Annotated in this window: 17 protein-coding genes; 12 read left to right on the top strand and 5 right to left on the bottom strand. The window is 65.9% G+C overall.

Annotation, left to right across the window (positions count from 1 at the left end; all coding sequences use genetic code 11):
* Positions 1 to 70: 70 nt before the first annotated feature.
* The gene (locus tag GPT34_RS00085; protein ID WP_291007999.1) at positions 71 to 871 is read right to left on the bottom strand and encodes a hydratase; all 801 of its coding nucleotides are present in this window, start codon (positions 869 to 871) and stop codon (positions 71 to 73) included.
* A 58-nt stretch (positions 872 to 929) separates the two neighbouring features.
* On the opposite strand from GPT34_RS00085, the gene GPT34_RS00080 reads away from it, so the two are divergent.
* The 3 genes from GPT34_RS00080 to GPT34_RS00070 all read left to right on the top strand — a co-directional run bounded on the left by GPT34_RS00080 (position 930) and on the right by GPT34_RS00070 (position 3,018).
* Positions 930 to 1,631: a dienelactone hydrolase family protein gene (locus GPT34_RS00080; protein ID WP_291007996.1), complete on the top strand. Its 702-nt coding sequence runs from the start codon at positions 930 to 932 to the stop codon at positions 1,629 to 1,631.
* A 57-nt stretch (positions 1,632 to 1,688) separates the two neighbouring features.
* Positions 1,689 to 2,039, top strand: a complete 351-nt coding sequence (locus GPT34_RS00075; RefSeq protein WP_291007993.1) for a Rieske 2Fe-2S domain-containing protein — start codon at positions 1,689 to 1,691, stop codon at positions 2,037 to 2,039.
* 226 nt (positions 2,040 to 2,265) lie between these two features.
* A complete protein-coding gene (locus tag GPT34_RS00070) occupies positions 2,266 to 3,018 on the top strand; it encodes an SDR family NAD(P)-dependent oxidoreductase (RefSeq protein ID WP_291007991.1) in 753 nt (250 codons plus the stop codon).
* Between the two features lie 18 nt (positions 3,019 to 3,036).
* Here the strand turns inward: GPT34_RS00070 and GPT34_RS00065 are convergent, their stop codons facing one another.
* Both GPT34_RS00065 and GPT34_RS00060 read right to left on the bottom strand, forming a co-directional pair.
* Positions 3,037 to 4,491 (bottom strand): 8-oxoguanine deaminase, encoded by a 1,455-nt coding sequence (locus GPT34_RS00065; protein WP_291007988.1) that lies wholly within the window; start codon positions 4,489 to 4,491, stop codon positions 3,037 to 3,039.
* Positions 4,492 to 4,572: 81 nt separating this feature from the next.
* The gene (locus GPT34_RS00060; protein ID WP_291007985.1) at positions 4,573 to 5,478 is read right to left on the bottom strand and encodes a LysR family transcriptional regulator; all 906 of its coding nucleotides are present in this window, start codon (positions 5,476 to 5,478) and stop codon (positions 4,573 to 4,575) included.
* Positions 5,479 to 5,602: 124 nt separating this feature from the next.
* Between GPT34_RS00060 and gcl the strand changes: the two genes are divergently transcribed.
* From gcl to GPT34_RS00040, 4 genes are all read left to right on the top strand, one after another.
* Positions 5,603 to 7,393, top strand: a complete 1,791-nt coding sequence (gene gcl / locus GPT34_RS00055) for a glyoxylate carboligase (protein WP_291007982.1) — start codon at positions 5,603 to 5,605, stop codon at positions 7,391 to 7,393.
* Positions 7,394 to 7,536: 143 nt separating this feature from the next.
* Entirely contained in the window at positions 7,537 to 8,334 is a 798-nt protein-coding gene (gene hyi, locus GPT34_RS00050; protein ID WP_291007979.1) for a hydroxypyruvate isomerase, read from the top strand.
* Between the two features lie 27 nt (positions 8,335 to 8,361).
* Positions 8,362 to 9,270, top strand: a complete 909-nt coding sequence (gene glxR / locus GPT34_RS00045; protein ID WP_291007976.1) for a 2-hydroxy-3-oxopropionate reductase — start codon at positions 8,362 to 8,364, stop codon at positions 9,268 to 9,270.
* A gap of 97 nt (positions 9,271 to 9,367) precedes the next feature.
* On the top strand, positions 9,368 to 10,681 hold the full coding sequence (locus GPT34_RS00040) for a glycerate kinase (protein ID WP_291007972.1): 1,314 nt from the start codon (positions 9,368 to 9,370) through the stop codon (positions 10,679 to 10,681).
* Between the two features lie 34 nt (positions 10,682 to 10,715).
* On the opposite strand, the gene GPT34_RS00035 is transcribed toward GPT34_RS00040, so the two are convergent.
* Both GPT34_RS00035 and GPT34_RS00030 read right to left on the bottom strand, forming a co-directional pair.
* Complete coding sequence (locus GPT34_RS00035; RefSeq protein ID WP_291007969.1) at positions 10,716 to 11,279, bottom strand: cytochrome b/b6 domain-containing protein; 564 nt, start codon at positions 11,277 to 11,279, stop codon at positions 10,716 to 10,718.
* A gap of 197 nt (positions 11,280 to 11,476) precedes the next feature.
* Entirely contained in the window at positions 11,477 to 12,127 is a 651-nt protein-coding gene (locus GPT34_RS00030) for a cation transporter (RefSeq protein ID WP_291007966.1), read from the bottom strand.
* Positions 12,128 to 12,200: 73 nt separating this feature from the next.
* Between GPT34_RS00030 and GPT34_RS00025 the strand changes: the two genes are divergently transcribed.
* From GPT34_RS00025 to GPT34_RS00005, 5 genes are all read left to right on the top strand, one after another.
* Complete coding sequence (locus GPT34_RS00025; RefSeq protein WP_291007963.1) at positions 12,201 to 12,632, top strand: Cd(II)/Pb(II)-responsive transcriptional regulator; 432 nt, start codon at positions 12,201 to 12,203, stop codon at positions 12,630 to 12,632.
* Positions 12,633 to 12,722: 90 nt separating this feature from the next.
* Positions 12,723 to 13,577, top strand: coding sequence for a DUF3348 family protein (locus tag GPT34_RS00020; protein ID WP_363355760.1), 855 nt, complete (start codon positions 12,723 to 12,725; stop codon positions 13,575 to 13,577).
* Positions 13,574 to 15,862, top strand: a complete 2,289-nt coding sequence (locus GPT34_RS00015; protein WP_291007960.1) for a hypothetical protein — start codon at positions 13,574 to 13,576, stop codon at positions 15,860 to 15,862. Before GPT34_RS00020 ends, GPT34_RS00015 begins: the two co-directional genes overlap by 4 nt.
* On the top strand, positions 15,859 to 16,584 hold the full coding sequence (locus GPT34_RS00010; RefSeq protein WP_291007958.1) for an OmpA family protein: 726 nt from the start codon (positions 15,859 to 15,861) through the stop codon (positions 16,582 to 16,584). The genes GPT34_RS00015 and GPT34_RS00010 overlap by 4 nt, the downstream gene beginning before the upstream one ends.
* Positions 16,581 to 17,027, top strand: coding sequence for a DUF2894 domain-containing protein (locus GPT34_RS00005; protein ID WP_291007955.1), 447 nt, complete (start codon positions 16,581 to 16,583; stop codon positions 17,025 to 17,027). The genes GPT34_RS00010 and GPT34_RS00005 overlap by 4 nt, the downstream gene beginning before the upstream one ends.
* Positions 17,028 to 17,142 lie beyond the last annotated feature (115 nt).

The following is a 17,142-nucleotide window of genomic DNA, read 5'->3' as shown; positions in this document are numbered from 1 at the left end:
TGCCGAATTTAACCAACCGATGGCCTTGTGTTTAGAGGGTTTAACCTCCTGCTCGGGTTCGGCAGGGTCTTCAAGCGGTGGTGTTCAAGCCCAGCGAGAACCCGGGCATCGACCATTCGGCGGTCCATTGCTCGCCGGCTTGGATGGGCCAGGCATCTGTCCAGGTGCCCGTGGTCACCAGGTCGCCTGCGACCAGGTCGGGCGCGCCCGGACAGCGTCGCAGTTCGCCGATGAAATGGTGCAAGGCCTGCAGCGGACTGTCCAGCACGTTGACGCCCTGACCCTGGTCCACTAGCCGGCCGTCCTGTTTTAGTGTCACCTGGCCTTGTGCGAGCCACTGGTCCAGGTGGGCGGCTTCGTTGGCCAGCGCGCTCACCGGGTGGCGAGCGCCCACCAGCAGCCGGGCGTGCAGCCCGCTGTCGGCCACGGTGTCGGCCGCCTCGAATGTCCAGTCCGGCAGGTGGCACTGCACCACTTCGAAGCCGGGCGCGATCCAGTCCAGCGCGTCGAACAGGTCCTCCAGCGTCGCGTCGGATGCCGGACTGGCTTTCAGGCCGAAGACGATTTCCGGCTCCAGTCTCGGTTGGCAGGTGTGGGCCAACGAAACCTTGCCTTGACCCTCAACGAAGCTCAAAGTACTGTCCCACACCGTGCCCCAGATCGGCGCGTAGACGTTGTAGCGCGGCCAGATGGTGCGGTTGGTGAAGCCGATTTTGAATCCGCGCGGCTGCTCGCCGCGTTGCGCGCGCAGTGCCCGCACCTCCAGCGCGAGCGGATAGGCCTGGTCCAGGCTGAAGCCGGGGTCTCGGCTCAGGGGCGCAGGCCAGGGTTGGCCGAGGTCCTGGTGTAGAAGCAGTTCTTGGGCATGCATGGTGTGTGTGGAGCGTGGTGCTGGCAGGCAAGCATTCTGAGCCCTTATGCTGTGTGGCATGAATTCACCTGACTCCCTGGACATCATCGAAGGCATTCTTGGCGGTGACGCATCCACGCCGCCCGTGGCCAGCATCATCGTGCTGCACGGCCTGGGTGCCGATGGCAACGACTTTGTGCCGATTGCGCAGCAACTCGACCTGAGTGCGATCGGCCCTGTGCGCTTCGTCTTTCCCAGCGCGCCAGTGCGGCCGGTCAGCATCAACGGAGGTTACGAGATGCGGGCCTGGTACGACATTTATCCGCCTGACCCAGCAGGCGAGCGTACTGAGGACGAGGCGGGATTGCGCGAGAGCCAGGCGCTGATCCAGCAGCTGCTGGACCGCGAGGCCAAGCGTGGTGTGCCTTCTGAGCGCACGGTGCTCATGGGTTTCTCTCAGGGCTGTGCAATGGCGCTCATGGCAGGCCTGCGAGCGCCGCAGCGGCTGGCGGGTTTGGTCGGCTGGTCGGGCTACCTTCCGCTGGCCAGCACCACGGCGCAGGAGCGCAGCGCGGCCAACCAGGGCATCCCGATCACCCTGGCCCATGGGGAGCAAGACGATGTAGTGGCCATCGAGCGCGGTCTGGCCTCACGCGACCTGCTGCAGGCGCTGGGGCACGAGGTGGAGTGGCACAGCTATCCGATGGCCCACAGCGTGTGCCCACCGCAGGTGACCGACCTCAACGCCTGGCTGCTGCGCGTGCTCGGCGCGCAGCGTTAGCTGCTGCAGTGGGGGCGCGATGCTAGACTGAATCTGCACCTACTCTAGGAGAACTCGATGAAATGGCACACCGTCTGCAAGGCCGATGACCTGCCACTGGGCAAGATGGCAGCCCACAGCGCGGGCGACACCAAGGTGGTCGTGTATCACCTGGCTGAGGGTTTTTTTGCCACCCAGTCCCAATGCACCCACACCTTCGCGCCGCTGGGGCGCGGCAAGATCATCGACGGCTGCAAGGTGCAATGCCCTTTGCACCGCGCGCGCTTTGACATCAAGACCGGCGAAGTGATCGACTGGGCGAACTTCCCTCCAGGCATTCAGCTGCTGAACTTTGTGCGCGGCGAGAAAGCCTTGAAGACCTTTCCGGTTCAGGTCAAAAAGGGTGAGGTGCAGGTGCGCGTGGCGTGATGCTTGTCCGCTGAGCCCGTCCGGCCCTCGTTCATTGGGGCCAATTGGCGGTCAGCCGTCTGATCCCCCGTCTTGATCAAGGTCAACGCCTGTCGCCAGCGTTTGCGCAAAGATGAACCAGCAGGCTCTGTTGAGTGGCACTGCCTGTTGATTGGCGACGCGAGAGGGAGATGCTATGGTGTTTCCTGATCGCTGGTCGGAATTTTCATCTCATCTAGGAGGTCCCATGCGACTCAAAGACCAACATGTGCTGATCACCGGAGGCGCCAGTGGCATCGGCCTGTCCACCGCTGAGCGGTGCCTGCAAGAGGGTGCTCACGTGGTGGTGACCGACCTGTCCAGCTCGGCCGGCGCCCATGTATCCGCGTCACTCGCCAAGGCCCATGGCGGCCGTTGCCATTTCATACCGGCCGATGTGACCTCCACTGACGAGGTCGATCGCATGATCTCCGAGACCGTCAAAACCTTGGGCTCGCTCGATGGTGTGTTCAACAACGCCGGCATCGGTGGCATCGCGCCGGCGGACACCTATCCCGATGCCGAATTTCTGCGTGTGATCGACATCAACCTGATGGGTGTGTTCCGCGTTGCGCGCGCAGCTTTGCACCAGATGTACCAGCAGGGCAGTGGCAGCCTGGTCAACTGCGCTTCCATCCTCGGCGTGATGGGTCAAAGCGGGACGGCTGCCTACTCGGCGGCGAAGGGCGGCGTGGTGAACCTCACCCGCACGCTGGCGATCGAGGCTGCGGGCAAAGGGGTGCGGGTGAACGCGATTGGCCCTGGATACATCGACACGCCTTTGTTGTCACTGCTAGACGACGCCACACGTCATGCACTGATTCAACTGCACCCGCTAGGCCGCTTGGGGCGGCCAGAGGAAGTGGCCAACGCGGCGCTTTTCCTGATGAGCGACGAGGCGAGTTTTGTGACCGGTACCACCTTGATGGTGGATGGCGGCTTCACCGCGGGCAAGTCCTGATCCTGCAGTTCAGACAGTTCAGGCGGTTCGGACCGCGGCAGCCAGCGCCAGCGCCAGCCGGTTGTGCCGCTCCACCAGCGGCCCCTGTTCGATGGTGGTCAGTTGCCCTTCTCGCACCACGATCTTGCCGTTCACCAACGTAAAGGCAGCCTGCGGGCTGGCGCACAGCAGCAGGCTGGCCACCGGGTCGTGCACCGCGCCACCGGCCATGCCCAGCGTGCGCAGATCAAACAGCGCCAGATCGGCACACATGCCCACGGCCAGGTGGCCAATGTCGGTCCGGCCCAGCACCTGAGCACCACCGCGTGTGGCCAGGTACAGCGCGTCGCGCACCGTCATCTCGGCCGGGCCGAGGTCGCAGCCGAAGAAGGTTTTGCCACCTCGGGTCTCGGGCGGCTGCAGTGAACGGCCCACGCGCGCCAGCAGCAGCGCCTGACGCGCTTCGTTGACCATGTGCGCCGCATCGTTGCTGGCGCAGCCGTCCACGCCCAGGCCCACAGGCACACCCGCATTCACCATGCGCCGGATTGGCGCGATGCCCGAGGCCAGGCGCATGTTGCTGCAGGGGCAGTGCGCCACGCCGGTGCGGCTGGCCGCAAACAGGCTGATGCCTTCGTCATCCAGCTTCACGCAGTGGGCGTGCCACACGTCGTCGCCCAGCCAGCCCAGTTCCTGTGCGTACTGCGCCGGCGTCTGGTTGAATTTTTCGCGGCTGTAAGCGATGTCGTGGTCGTTCTCGGCCAGGTGCGTGTGCAGGCGAACCCCCTGGCCCTTGAAGCTGCGCGCGAGCGCCGCGCTCTGCTTCATCAGTTCGGGGCTGACCGAAAACGGCGAGCAGGGTGCCAGCGCGATCTGCAGCATGGCGCCGTGGGTCGTGTCGTGCCAAATCTCGATCAGGCGCTGGCTGTCTTTCAGGATGCCAGCTTCGTTTTCCACCACCGAATCGGGTGGCAGGCCGCCCGCGCTCCGGCCCACGCTCATGCTGCCGCGCGTGGCGGTGAAGCGCATGCCAATCGCCTGGGCGGCTTCGATGCTGTCCTCCAGCCGAACGCCGTTGGGGTAGAGGTACAGGTGGTCGCTGCTGGTGGTGCAGCCGCTCAGCAGCAATTCCGCCATCGCGATCTGGGTAGACACCTGCACCATCTCCGGCGTGAGCCCGGCCCAGATCGGGTAGAGCCCCTGCAGCCATCCGAAGAGCTCGGCGTTCTGGGTGCCAGGGATCGCCCTGGTCAGCGACTGGTACATGTGGTGGTGGGTGTTCACCAGCCCGGGCGTGACCAGATGGCCTCGCGCGTCGATCACCTCGTCGGCCTCTTCGCGCAGGGCAGGCGGCAGCTCCGCAGCAGGTCCGATCCATTCGATGCGGTGGTCGCGCACGAAAACGTTCGCGTCCTTGAGCTCCCGGCCCCGTGACGGCTCAGGGTGATCGAAGGTGGCGACACAGGTCGCGTTGTGAATCAGCAGGGTGGTCATAGGTTGAGTCGGACAGGGTGGAGGGTGGAGTGCCGGGGTTTCCCTGGCCAGGGCACCGCGGAACTGGCGCGGGGATGAGCCCTATTTCATCCAGTAGCCGGGTTTGGCATAGATTTTCTTCAGATGATCGATAAAAAACCGCACCTTGGCAGGCAAATGCCGCTGCTGCGGGTACACCGCCAGGATGTCGTAGGCCGGCAGAGCGAACTCGTCGAGCACAGTCACCAGTTCACCGCGCTGGAGCTGCGCCTGGATTTCCCAGGTGCTGCGCCAGCCCAGGCCCATGCCCTCGCTCACCCAGCGGTGCAGCAGCTCGCCGTCGTTGCAGTCGAGGTTGCCGTCGGCTCGGACGGTGACCGGTTTGCCGCTCTGCTGGAAATACCAGCCCCGCTGCTGGCCGCCTTGCAGGTTGAACGCCAGGCAGTTGTGCTGCTTCAGATCATCCAGCGTTTTGGGCTTGCCGTGCTTGCGGAAGTAGGCCGGTGTGCCACAGACCACGCGCTGGTTCGTGGCGAGCTTGATCGCGACGAAGTTGGGATCGATCACGCCACCGATGCGAAGGCCCAGGTCGTAGCCGTCGCGCACCAGATCCACCACCCGGTCCGTCAGGTTGAACGACAGCTTGACCAGCGGGTTGGCCTTGAGAAAGCTGCTGGCGTGGGGCGCCACGTGCAAGCGACCGAACGCGGCCGGGGCCGAGACCACCAGGTGGCCGCTGGCGCTGTGGCGCTGCGCAGAGACGGTGGCCTCTGCCGCAGCCCATTGCGCGAGCAGCGCGCGGCACTCATCCAGAAAGCTGGCGCCGGCTTCGGTCAGCGCGAGGCGGCGGGTGGAGCGGTGGATGAGCTGCGAGCCCAGGCGCTTCTCCAGCGCGTCGATGCGCCGGCCCATCATCACTGGCGTGATGCCAGCGTGCAGCGCCGCTGCGGCCAGGCTGCCGTGCTCCATGGCCAACACAAAGGCCTCAATCTCTTTGAACCGGTCCATGCGATTGCATACCTCAGGTATCGAATCAAAGTACAGATGATGCCATTCACAGCACCAGTTGTTTTCAATAGCATGACGGCATTGGGTTCCACACCGCGAGCCCTACACCCCAGGAGACAAACCCATGCCCAAGATGAAAGCCGCCATGGCCGCTGTGCTGGTGATGGAAAAGGAAGGCATTTCCCAGGCCTTTGGTGTGCCCGGCGCCGCCATCAACCCGCTGTATGCCCAGCTGCGCGAGCGCCAGACCATCGCCCATGTGCTGGCGCGTCACGTCGAAGGCGCGTCTCACATGGCCGAAGGCTATACGCGGGCTCGGGCTGGCAATATCGGCGTGTGCATCGGCACCAGCGGCCCGGCCGGCACCGACATGATCACCGGTCTGTATTCCGCCAGCGCCGACAGCATTCCCATTCTCTGCATCACCGGTCAGGCGTCGCGGGCTCGGCTCTACAAGGAAGATTTCCAGGCGGTCGACATCGAAAGCATCGCCAAGCCGGTCACCAAGTGGGCAGTGACGGTGCGTGAGCCGGCGCTGGTGCCGCGTGTGTTCCAGCAGGCGTTTCACCTGATGCGTTCGGGCCGTCCCGGCCCGGTGCTGATCGACCTGCCGATCGATGTGCAGATGGCCGAGATCGAGTTCGACATCGACACCTACGAGCCGCTGCCGGTCTACAAACCCGCGGCCACGCGCAAGCAGGTGGAGAAGGCGCTGGACATGCTGATGGCGTCGAACAAGCCGCTCATCGTGGCCGGTGGCGGCATCATCAACGCCGATGCGTCCGATCTGCTGGTGGAGCTGGCCGAGCTCACTGGCGTGCCCGTCATCCCCACCCTCATGGCCTGGGGCAGCATCCCCGACGACCACCCGCTGATGGCCGGTATGGTCGGCCTGCAGACCAGCCACCGCTATGGCAACGCCACCATGCTGGCGAGCGACTTTGTGCTCGGTATCGGCAACCGTTGGGCGAATCGCCACACGGGTTCGATCGAGGTCTACACGCAGGGGCGTACGTTTGTGCACGTGGACATCGAGCCGACGCAGATCGGCCGCGTGTTCAACCCGGACCTGGGCATTGTGTCCGACGCCAGGATTGCGCTAGAACTCTTTGTGCAGGTCGCGCGCGAACGCAAGGCTGCGGGCAGGCTCAAGGACTACGGCACCTGGGCGGCCCGCTGCGCAGAGCGCAAGAAGCTCATGCAGCGCAAGACGCATTACGACAACGTGCCGATCAAGCCGCAGCGCGTGTACGAAGAGATGAATGCGGCGTTCGGTCGCGACACGGTGTACGTGTCCACCATCGGTCTGAGCCAGATTGCGGGTGCGCAGTTCCTGCGCGTTTTCGGTCCGCGTCAGTGGATCAATTGCGGCCAGGCGGGGCCGTTGGGCTGGACGATTCCCGCAGCGATCGGCGTGGCTGCGGCCGAACCCAACAAGACGGTGGTGGGTTTGTCGGGCGACTACGACTTCCAGTTCTTGGTGGAGGAGCTCGCCGTGGGTGCACAGTTCCGGATTCCCTATGTGCAGGTGCTGGTGAACAACAGCTACCTCGGCCTGATCCGCCAAAGCCAGCGCGGCTTTGAGATGGACTACTGCGTGCAGCTCGCGTTCGACAACCAGAACGTGGACGATCCCACACTCAAGGGCTACGGTGTGGATCACCAGGCGGTGGTGACGGGGCTCGGTTGCAAGTCCTTGCGGGTGACCGACCCGGCCAAGATCCAGACGGCCCTGCGCGAGGCGCAAACCATGGCGCGCGAGTTCAGCGTACCGGTGGTGGTGGAGGTGATCCTGGAGAAGGTGACCAACATCGCCATGGGCACTGAGATCAACGCCATCAACGAGTTTGAAGACATCGAGTGTCTGCACCCTGAAGGCCGCGAAGGTTTGATTGCCGCCGGACTGCTGGAGTGACCCTTGCACGGAGCTTCGCGCGCCCCCCCTCAAAGGGCGGCACTGGCCGCCTGGCAAAGCCGGCCCGGCGGTGCCCTTGTTCGTGCGGCCTCTTCCGCCATGGTCTGCGCTCCAGCACCACCCCACTCTGAAAGAATATCCACATGCCTCGCTTCGCTGCCAACCTCACGATGCTCTACAACGAGCTGCCGTTTCTGGATCGCTTCGGCGCTGCCGCCAAGTCAGGTTTCAAGGCGGTCGAGTTTTTGTTTCCATACGACTTCGCCGCTGAGGAGATTGCGCAGCGCCTGCAAGACCATGGCCTGCAGCTCGTGCTGCACAACCTGCCAGCCGGCAACTGGGCGGCGGGTGAGCGCGGCATTGCTTGCCACCCGGACCGCGTGGGTGAGTTTCGCGAAGGGGTGCACAGGGCACTGGAATACGCCAAGGTGTTGAACCCGCCGCGGTTGAATGCACTGGCGGGCATCGCACCCGTTGGTGTGAGGGAGGCCGACGCACGAAACACCCTGGTGAGCAATCTGAAGTTCGCCGCCGACCAGCTCGGCGAGAACGGCATCCAGCTGCTGATGGAGCCGATCAACATCTTTGACATTCCCGGCTTCTTCGTCAACCGCACCGCGCAGGCGCTCGCCATCATGGACGAAGTGGCCTCCAGCAATCTCTACCTGCAGCACGACATCTACCACGCGCAGCGCATGGAAGGCGAGCTAGCGGCCACCCTGAGGCAGCAGCTGGCGCGCATCGGCCACATCCAGCTGGCGGACAACCCCTCGCGCAATGAACCCGGCACAGGCGAAATCCATTACCGGTTCCTGTTCGACCACCTGGATGCGATAGGCTACGCGGGCCACATCGGCTGCGAATACAAGCCCAGGGACACCGGTCCAGGCGGCACCGATGCCGGCCTGGGCTGGGTCCGGGCACACGGCCAACAACTCTGAATTTCAAAACCACAGGAGACATCTGACATGACCAAGAGCGGACTCAACGTCGGCTTCATCGGCCTGGGCATCATGGGCACACCCATGGCCCTCAACCTGCTCAACGCTGGCCACACGCTGTTTGTGAGCACACGCAGCAAGGTGCCCGAGGCCTTTGCCGAGCAGGGCGCAACCGTCTGCACCAGCGCGATGGAAGTGGCCAAGCGGGCCGACATCATCATCACCATGGTGCCCGACACACCGCATGTGGAGGAGGTGCTGTTTGGCGAGACGGGTGTTGCCAAGGGTCTGAGCAAGGGCAAGCTGGTGGTCGACATGAGCTCCATCAGCCCCATGGCCACCAAGCAGTTCGCCAGGCAGATCAACGACCTGGGTTGCGACTATCTGGACGCGCCGGTCAGCGGCGGCGAAGTGGGCGCCAAGGCGGCCAGCCTCACCATCATGGTGGGTGGTCCGCAGGCCGCGTTTGACCGCATGAAGCCCTTGTTTGAAGTCATGGGCAAAAACATCACGTTGGTGGGTGGCAACGGCGACGGCCAGACCACCAAGGTGGCGAACCAGATCATCGTGGCGCTCAACATCGAAGCCGTCTCCGAAGCCCTGCTGTTCGCCAGCAAGGCCGGTGCCGACCCGGCCAAGGTGCGCGAGGCACTGATGGGCGGCTTTGCGGCCAGCCGCATTCTGGAGGTGCATGGCGAGCGCATGGTCAAGCGCACCTTCAGTCCCGGCTTTCGCATCGAGCTGCACCAGAAAGATCTGAACCTGGCGCTGCAGGGCGCGAAGGAACTCGGGGTGAGCCTGCCCAACACGGCAAGTGCGGCGCAGCTGATGCAGGCGTGTGCCGCGAATGGCATGGCGGGGCTGGATCACTCGGCGCTGTGTCGTTCTCTGGAGTTGATGGCCAATCATGTGATTGCGCCGGATCCTGTCGGTTGATCGCTTTGTCTTTGTGTTGTCGTTGCTGGCCGGGGCGATACCCGGCCAGCCACAATGACCGATCGGCATCGTCAAAGCTCATCCACCTGGCAGCGCCATGAATCAGCAATACCTAGACAACCCACGCGTCTTCCTGCGTCACCTTTTCGACACCGCTGTGCAACGAGCGCTGCCCTTGCACAACACTGCCGCCCACCTGCCCCCACCCCCCAAAGGAAAAACAGTGGTGATCGGTGCCGGCAAGGCCGGTGGCGCGATGGCGCAGGCGGTGGAAGCGCTGTGGCCGGCCGAGGCGTCGCTCTCGGGGCTGGTCGTCACGCGCTACCACCACACGCCGCCGCGCCCCGAGGGACTGGCCGAGCGCATCGAGGTGGTGGAGGCATCGCACCCGGTGCCCGACGCGGCGGGGCTGGCCGCGGCGCAGCGCATTCTGGAAATGGTCGACGGAATGACGAAAGACGACCTGGTGCTGTGCCTGATTTCGGGTGGCGGCTCGTCGCTGCTCACCCTGCCGTGTGAGGGCCTGACGCTGGAAGACAAGCAGCGCATCAACCGCCAGCTGCTGGAGAGTGGCGCCAACATCCTGGAGATGAACACGGTGCGCAAGCACCTCTCGCGCATCAAAGGCGGGCGACTGGCAGCGGCTTGCGCGCCAGCGCAGGTGGTCACGCTCACCATCAGCGATGTGCCGGGGGATGATGTGAGCGTGATCGCCAGCGGTCCCACGGTGGCCGACGCGTCCACCTGTGCCGAAGCACTGGACATCCTGCGGCGATACACCATCGACGTGCCGCCCGCGGTGCGTGCGCAGCTGGAGAGCGGCGCACTCGAAACGCCCAAGCCGGGCGAAGTGGGCTTGGCCGGTCACCAGACCCATCTGATCGCCACGCCGCAGCAAAGCCTGGAAGCCGCGGCTGATGCGGCGCGCGCGATGGGTCTCAAGGCCTACATCCTCAGCGACGAGATCGAAGGCGAGTCGCGCGAAGTGGGCAAGGTGCACGCCGCGCTGGCGCGTTCGACTGCTCAAGGGCGCAGCAGCTTCGAGAAACCGTGCGTGATCTTGAGCGGCGGCGAAACCACGGTCACGGTGCGCCCGCGCGCCGAGGGCCATGCCAAGGGCCGGGGCGGGCGGGCAGGCGAGTTCTGTTTGGGGCTGGCCCACGCGCTGGGTGGCCAGCCGGGTGTGTGGGCGCTGGCGGCCGACACCGATGGCATCGACGGCGTGGAAGACAACGCCGGCGCCCTGGTCGCGCCCGACACCCTGGTCCGCGCCCTGGCGCTGGGCCTCACCGTCAGCGACCACCTGGCTCGCAACGATGCCTATGGCTACTTCGAGCCGCTGGGCGATCTGGTGGTCACCGGCCCCACGCACACCAACGTCAACGACTTCCGGGCGGTGCTGGTGCTGTGATGTCTGAGGCCGACAGGCTGAACTTCGGTGACCCTCAAGGCCGTCGCTTCAAGGGCAGCCAGCTCGGCAAGATCGACAACAGAACGCCGTCTTTGAGCAGGACATGGTGGGCAATCGCCGCCACCGCGTGAGCCCCTGCAATCCACACGATCGCGTCGCCCAGCCAGGTGTGTATCTCGGCCACTGTGTTGCCCACGTCATACGATGGCGCGACCAGGGACGCAATCTCCGTCCCACCCAGAAGCAGCACCGTGTGCCCCTGCAGCCAGGCGCCCGCTACCGCCGTCGCTGGCACGGCCAGTAGCAGCCCATACAACGCGATTTGAACGGCGCCCGCGCCCCTGCGCATCCACTCCGTCCCAGCCTCTTCGGCGGGTCGGGTGGCGAAGCCCCGCCATAGCAAGCGCAACAGCGTCAGGGCAAACACGCCCATGCCCAGCGTCTCGTGCAGGCTGCGCTCAAAATCGCGCGCTGGCAGGTACACGCGTGCCTCTGAGCCGCCGAGTCCGTAGATGAAAGCCGCCACCACCAAAACGGCGGTGGCCCAGTGCAGACCTTGCGTGAAAGCATCGTGCCGGCTCGGCGAATGGTTGTTCATGGCGTCGATTCTTTCGTCAATCAGATGCTGCTGGGCGACAGGGCGCGTCAAAACTGGCCGTTGGCAGACCGTGCGACTGTGAAGCACCAGCCTGATCGCCAGATTAAGGCTGCAAAGACGAGGCATCCCTTGGATCCGCCTGTCGAGCGATGTCGGGTCGCTGCGCCGGTCAACCTCAGCCAAGTCGAACGCAGAGATCAGTGGCGGTGTTCCTCCGTCATCAACTCTCCCGTGCGCAACTCTGTCCATGCCTGCTGCCATACGCTCCAGCCGCCGTGCAGCGCCAGGCTGGCCATGAGGCTGGCCACCAGCAGATCCGGCCAGGCGCTGCCGGTGCCGAACACGCCCAGCGCGGCCAGCATCACCGCGACGTTGCCAATGGCGTCGTTGCGCGAGCACAGCCACACGCTGCGCATGTTGGCGTCGCCCTCGCGAAACGCGTAGAGCAGGGCGGCCACGCCCACGTTGGCGGCCAGCGCGAGCAGGGCGACCGCGCCCATGGTGAGGGCCGCCGGCACCTCGCCGTGCCACAGGCTCCATACCGCCTGACCCAGGATGAACACGCCAAAGCCCATCATGCTGACCGCCTTGAGCAGGGCGGCTCGCGCGCGCCAGGCCAGTGCCGAGGCGAGCACCGCGAGCGACACGCCGTAGTTCACCGCATCGCCCGCGAAATCGATGGCGTCTGCCAGCAAGGCCAGCGAGCCGGCTTGAACGCCGGCAACGATTTCCACAGCGAACATGGCGGCGTTGACCACCAGTGCCACCCACAAGATGCGGCGGTAGCGCCCCAGGTTGGCGACTTGGTCGGGCTTGGGGGTGTCGTGGTCACAACAATGGGCAGACATGGTTTTCCTTTCGATGGCTTCATTTAAAACCCTGTAGCCACTACAGTGTCAACCACGCGTTTCGGAGGTGTTCATGCGAATCAAACAACTGTCTCAGGCCACCGGTGTGGAGGTGGAGACCATCCGCTACTACGAAAAGCAGGGTTTGTTACCCGTGCCGCCCAAGCGGGACAACGGCTACCGAGACTACGACGCCAGCCATCTGGAGCGCCTGGCGTTCATCCGGCACTGCCGCGCGCTCGACATGCCGCTGGCCTCGGTGGCGCTGCTGCTCGGCGTGCTGGACGACACCAGCGGCGACTCCACGGACGTGGACGCCCTGGTGGCCGAGCAGCTGAGCCGGGTGCGTGCGCGGCTGAAAAGCATGCAGGCGCTGGAGAAGCAGCTGGTTCAGCTGAAATCTCGCTGTGATGGTCAGCACGATGGCGGGCACTGCGGCATCCTGGACGAACTGGTCGCCGCAGCCCACGGCGAAGCCTGCGCCTGCCACGGCTCGATTCCTTAACACGTTGGGCGGTATGCCTGTTTTTTAGGCAGTTCGCCAATGTGAATAATCCTCAGGGAGCGCTCAATCGCTTTCGGGAAAGGTGGGGGGGTGGGTTCACAGACCTCGCTCCCGCCGCCCGACGATCGCCGAGGCGCCCTGGCGGTGTTCCGGCGCCGGTTTGGGGCTACTCCAGGCCAGATCGCTTTCACCGCCTCTTCAACACATGGAGGGGGCACGCTGTGCCCCCAGGCTTTGGTTTTGCTCCTCAGTTTCAAGGGTTCTCACGCTTCCTCCGCTTTGGTGCGCCAGCTCGCCGGCTGGTTGCCCGAAGGGGTGAGCGCGCCCCGCCAAGACGTGGCCGAGCGCCTGGGCCAGTGGCTGAATGTGAACGAGGCCATTGCCTTGCGCACCACACAGGCCTCAGTGGCGGCTGCTGGCACAGCCGCCGCCCGCCGCGCCACGCCGCCAGTGGATCAGCAGGCGCTGCACACCGCGCTGCAGCGGGAACTGCAGCGCGTGCGCGCGGTGCTCATCCAGTCCATCACCGCGCGCGACGCCTCGCACCGATCCGACCCCAACGAACTGGACATCGAATGGGCGCTGTTCCACCAGCGCCTCAACGACCAACAGCGCCGCATGGAGCTCAGCGTGGAAGCGCTGCGCGGCCATGTGCGCCAGGCGCTGGGCCAGTCCACTCCCGAGCTGGCACAGCTGGCCGCGCTGGACGCCGCCATGGAGCCGCTGCTGGCCGGGCGCGAGCAGCGCCTGCTGGGCAGCTTGCCAGCGTTTTTGAAAGCGCGTTTTGTCGCCTTGCGCCAGCAGGTCGCTGACCCGTCCGACACAGCGCCCGACGATCTGCACTGGCTTCAGACCTTTGCCAACGAATTCGAGCAAACCCTGCTCGCCGAGCTCGACCTGCGCCTGCAGCCGGTCATTGGCCTCATCGAATCAATACCAGCATGACCCCCGATACCTCCTCTTCTGCTTCCTTCCGCGCACTGTCCTGGTTCGCCCTGTTCGTGGGTCTGGGTGTGGTGGCTTGGGTGGCCAGCGGCTTTGTCGGCACCAGCGCCTTCGCGCTGGGCATGACGCTGCTGATTGGCGCCGTTTACCTGGGCGGCGTCTGGGAGCTGCGCCGCTTCGGGCAGACCACCACCGGGCTCAACGCCGCCTTGGGCAGCGTGCCGCCTGCGCTGGACCGGCTCGCCGACTGGTTGCCCCGCGTGCCCGCTTCGCTGCAACACGCCGTGCGCCAGCATATCGAGGGCGAGCGCAGTGCCTTCCCCGGCCTTGCACTCACGCCGTACCTGATCGGTCTGCTGGTCATGCTCGGCATGCTGGGCACCTTCCTCGGCATGGTGGTCACCTTTAAGGGCGCGGTGTTTGCGCTCGAAGGCTCGGCCGACCTCACCGCCATCCGCTCCGCACTGGCCGCGCCCATCAAAGGGCTGGGCCTGTCGTTTGGCACCTCGGTGGCCGGCGTCGCCACTTCGGCCATGCTCGGCCTCATGGCTACGCTGGCACGCCGCGAGCGCAGCCAGGCCATTCGCGCGCTCGATGCGTTGGGCAGCACGGCCCTGCGCCCCTTCTCCGCCGCCCACCAGCGCCAGCAAAGCTTTGAGGCGCTGCAGCGCCAGGCCGAGGCCATGCCCGCCGCCGCCTTGCACCTGCAAACGCTCGTCGAGCAGATGGAGCGCCGCAGCCAGCAGCTCGATGAGCAGCTGCTGGCCCGCCAGGCCGAGTTTCAAAGCCAGGCTGCCAGCGCCTACACGGGCCTGGCCGAGTCGGTCGAGCGATCGTTGCGCGAAAGCCTGGCCGCCAGCGCCCGCGCCGCCACCGAAAGCCTGCAGCCCGTGGTGCAGCAGGCCATGGCCGGCATCGCCGCCGAGTCTTCCCGCTTGCATGAAGGCGTGAGCGCTGCCGTGCAGACCCAGCTGGCTGGGCTGTCAGACCAGTTTGGCCACACCACACAAGCGGTGGCCAGCGGCTGGACGCGCGCACTGGCCGAGCGCGCCCTGGCTGATCAGCAGCAGCAAGCCGCCTGGACCGCCTCGCTGCAGTCGCTCGCGCAGTCGCTGCAAGGCGAATGGCAGCAGGCTGGCGCGCAGGCGCAGGCGCAGCAACAAGCCGTGTTGCAGGCGCTGGAGCAAAGTGCCACCGCCATCGCCGAGCAGAGCCGCGAGCAGGCCCGCCGCAGCCTGGACGGTATGGCCCGCCTCATCGGCCAGACCGAAGCGCTGGTGCAGGCCCGCGCGCAAGCCGAATCGGCGTGGACGCAGGAGCATGGCCAGCGCATGGACGCGCTCGCCAGCCTCTGGCGCAGTGAGCTCGCCGCCCTGCGCAGCGAAGAAGCGGTGCGCCAGCAGGCGGCTGCGCAACGGGCCACCGACTTGCAGACCGGTGTGGCGCAGCAGCTCGCCGCCCTGCAGGACGGAGCAGCCAAGCAGCTGGCCACCCTGCGCGAGGCCGAAGCCACGCGCCAGCAAGCCCAGACCGAGCAGCAGGAACGGACCTTTGCAGCCCTCACCCAGCAATTGCAGTCGCTGCGCGAAGAAGAGGCCGCGCGGGGCGAAGCCGCGGTGCAGCGCCTAGGTGGCCTGACCACCGCGCTGTCCACCCAGCTCGCTTCCCAGCTGTCCACGCTGGGCACCGCACTCGAAGCGCCCATGGCCCGGCTGATGCACACCGCTTCAGAAGCGCCCAAGGCCGCGGCCGAGGTGATCGCCCAGCTGCGCGAACAGATGAGCCGCCTGGCCGAGCGCGACAACGCCACGCTCGCCGAGCGCGCCGACCTTGTGGGCCAGATCGGCACGCTGTTGCAGCAGGTTCAGCAGACCACCGGCGAGCAGCGCGCCGCCATTGAAAACCTGGTGGGTTCGGCCACCGGCGTGCTCGACCGCGTGGGTAAGCAGTTTGCCGACACCGTGGGTGCGCAGGCGGGTCGCGCCGAGGCCATGGCCGAGCAGGCCGCCACCAGCGCGGCGCAGCTGGCCGCCCTGGGCGAAGCCTTCCAGCAAGGCACGCAGCAGCTCGCCACCAGCCACGAGCAGCTGGTGCGCAGCCTGCAGAGCGTGGAAGGCGCCATCGGTCAGTCGCTGGCGCGCAGCGACGAGCAGCTGGCCTATTACGTGGCCCAGGCGCGCGAGGTGATTGACCTCAGCATCAGCGCGCAGCAAGGCATCGTGGAAGACCTGCGTCAGCTGCGTGGTCCGCGCGTGTCGGCCAAAGCCACCGCGAGCGCCGCATGATGGGCGCGTTTTTCGACCGCCACGCTGACGATGGCGTGGACGACGCCGGCGGCGACGAAGTCTCCTCGCCCGTCTGGGCCGTCTTTGGCGACCTCATGGCCGGCCTGGTGGGTGCGTTTGTGCTCGTGTTCATTGGCGTGCTGCTGACGCAGGTGGACCTGGTGAACACCTTGCAGGTCGAAGTGGCCAAGCGCCAGCAAGAAGAAGCGCGCCGCATCGCGCTGGAAAAGGCGCTCGCGATTCCGCTGGCCAGCGGCCGCGTCACGCTCAACAACGGCCGCATCGGCATCAGCGGCAGCGTATTGTTTGACTTCAACTCCGACCAGCTGCGCCCCGAGGGCGAGCTGCTGCTGCAAGCCCTGGTACCGCCGCTGCAGGTGTACCTGGGCGAGCGCGACGAAATGCTCATGGTCAGCGGCTTCACCGACGACAAACCCATTGGGTCCAGCAACACCAAATACCAGGACAACCTGGAACTCTCGGCGCAGCGCGCGCTCACCGTCACCCGTACCCTGATCAACCAGGGCATGCCGCGTGCTCGCGTGTTCAGCGCTGCCTTCGGCGCCGAGCAGCCCGTGGCCAGCAACGCCGATGAACAAGGCCGCGCGCTTAACCGCCGTGTGGAAATGGCGCCCGTGCCCCGGGCCCATGCGAATGCGGGCGCCAGCGAAGCTACCCTCCCCAGCAGCCAGCCCGGGCCCGCCACCAACCACAAGCCATGAAACCCCAGGCGCCCCAGCCAGCCGCTTCACCGCTGGCCACTCTCAACGCCCACATCGCCCAGGCGGCACGTGCCGCCAGCGAGGCGGCTGAGGAGGGCGCGAACGCAACCGGCGGAGGTGTCGGCGTTGGTCTCAGCCATGGCCCCTGGCCCGAGCTGCGCAGCGCCCAGCGCTTTCGCCAGACCTGGGAGCGCCTGGGCGCTGAGGTGCAAGTGCAGCAAGCCCAGGCCCGCGCGCCGTCGAACGCCGGCCCGCTCAACCCCCAGCGCCTGATGATCGACACCCTCGCCCGCATGGGCGAGCTTTCGCCGCACTACCTGCGCCGGTTCCTGGCGCATGCACAAACGCTGCTGTGGCTGGAGCAGGTGCAGGGGCAGCTCAAGGTGCCGGCGGGCAAGGGCAAGTTAACTTCGGCCGCGAAGGGGATGCGCCAGAAGACGTGAGGGTCTGCGAGGAGCGGCTGCCACGTAGGTGGCTACTTCCGGCCGAGGCTGTGTGGAAACGCCACGGGCACGCCAGTATTGCCGATCCCTTGCTTCATGAGGTGTTCATGAGGCC

This window comes from Hydrogenophaga sp., from assembly GCF_011390835.1.
Lineage (GTDB): Bacteria > Pseudomonadota > Gammaproteobacteria > Burkholderiales > Burkholderiaceae_C > Hydrogenophaga.
This window is presented reverse-complemented; position numbering and strand designations above follow the sequence as displayed.

Coding starts and splice junctions, on each gene's coding strand:
- GPT34_RS00085 (WP_291007999.1), bottom strand. CDS start 871: ATGCATGCCCAAGAACTGCTTCTACACCAGGACCTCGGCCAACCCTGG.
- GPT34_RS00080 (WP_291007996.1), top strand. CDS start 930: ATGAATTCACCTGACTCCCTGGACATCATCGAAGGCATTCTTGGCGGT.
- GPT34_RS00075 (WP_291007993.1), top strand. CDS start 1,689: ATGAAATGGCACACCGTCTGCAAGGCCGATGACCTGCCACTGGGCAAG.
- GPT34_RS00070 (WP_291007991.1), top strand. CDS start 2,266: ATGCGACTCAAAGACCAACATGTGCTGATCACCGGAGGCGCCAGTGGC.
- GPT34_RS00065 (WP_291007988.1), bottom strand. CDS start 4,491: ATGACCACCCTGCTGATTCACAACGCGACCTGTGTCGCCACCTTCGAT.
- GPT34_RS00060 (WP_291007985.1), bottom strand. CDS start 5,478: ATGGACCGGTTCAAAGAGATTGAGGCCTTTGTGTTGGCCATGGAGCAC.
- gcl (WP_291007982.1), top strand. CDS start 5,603: ATGCCCAAGATGAAAGCCGCCATGGCCGCTGTGCTGGTGATGGAAAAG.
- hyi (WP_291007979.1), top strand. CDS start 7,537: ATGCCTCGCTTCGCTGCCAACCTCACGATGCTCTACAACGAGCTGCCG.
- glxR (WP_291007976.1), top strand. CDS start 8,362: ATGACCAAGAGCGGACTCAACGTCGGCTTCATCGGCCTGGGCATCATG.
- GPT34_RS00040 (WP_291007972.1), top strand. CDS start 9,368: ATGAATCAGCAATACCTAGACAACCCACGCGTCTTCCTGCGTCACCTT.
- GPT34_RS00035 (WP_291007969.1), bottom strand. CDS start 11,279: ATGAACAACCATTCGCCGAGCCGGCACGATGCTTTCACGCAAGGTCTG.
- GPT34_RS00030 (WP_291007966.1), bottom strand. CDS start 12,127: ATGTCTGCCCATTGTTGTGACCACGACACCCCCAAGCCCGACCAAGTC.
- GPT34_RS00025 (WP_291007963.1), top strand. CDS start 12,201: ATGCGAATCAAACAACTGTCTCAGGCCACCGGTGTGGAGGTGGAGACC.
- GPT34_RS00015 (WP_291007960.1), top strand. CDS start 13,574: ATGACCCCCGATACCTCCTCTTCTGCTTCCTTCCGCGCACTGTCCTGG.
- GPT34_RS00010 (WP_291007958.1), top strand. CDS start 15,859: ATGATGGGCGCGTTTTTCGACCGCCACGCTGACGATGGCGTGGACGAC.
- GPT34_RS00005 (WP_291007955.1), top strand. CDS start 16,581: ATGAAACCCCAGGCGCCCCAGCCAGCCGCTTCACCGCTGGCCACTCTC.